Genomic DNA, 465 nt, shown 5'->3' with positions numbered 1-465 from the left:
TTCCCCGGAAGCTGCCATCGCCCCATGCCCGTTCCGTCCATCCTCCTCGAAGTCATCGCCACCACGCTGTCCGACGCGCAGACCGCCGCGCGCGCCGGCGCCGACCGCATCGAACTCGTCACCGGGCTGGCCGAAGGCGGCCTGACGCCGAGCATCGGCCTGATCGAGGCGGTGGCGCGGGCCGTGCCGATTCCCGTCAACGTGATCGTGCGCCCGCATAGCCGCGGCTTCGTCTACACCGCCGAGGAACTCGCGATCCTCGAACGCGACACGCAGGCGGCCATCGCCGCCGGTGCCTCGGGCATCGTGTTCGGCGCGCTCAACGCCCGCGATACGATCGCGCGCCTGGCGCGCCGCGCTGCGGGCCAAGGCTGCGAAGTGCTGGCCGGCGCCGGCCTCACGGTCGATTCGATCGGCGATTTCGTGCGCGCCACGGGCGTGCGCGCGGTCCACCTCGGCACCGGC

The 465-nt window shown here is 72.9% G+C and carries 1 protein-coding gene; it reads left to right on the top strand.

Annotated elements, in window-relative coordinates; translation table 11 throughout:
- Positions 1–24: 24 nt before the first annotated feature.
- The coding region (locus HW466_RS31390) for a copper homeostasis protein CutC (protein ID WP_279610403.1) at positions 25–465 on the top strand (441 nt) is incomplete at its 3' end.

Origin of the sequence: Burkholderia territorii, from assembly GCF_902833055.1 — a bacterium.
Classification (GTDB): Bacteria; Pseudomonadota; Gammaproteobacteria; order Burkholderiales; family Burkholderiaceae; genus Burkholderia; species Burkholderia territorii.
The sequence above is the reverse complement of the archived record's forward strand: the minus strand, read 5'-3'. Positions and strand labels throughout refer to the sequence as shown.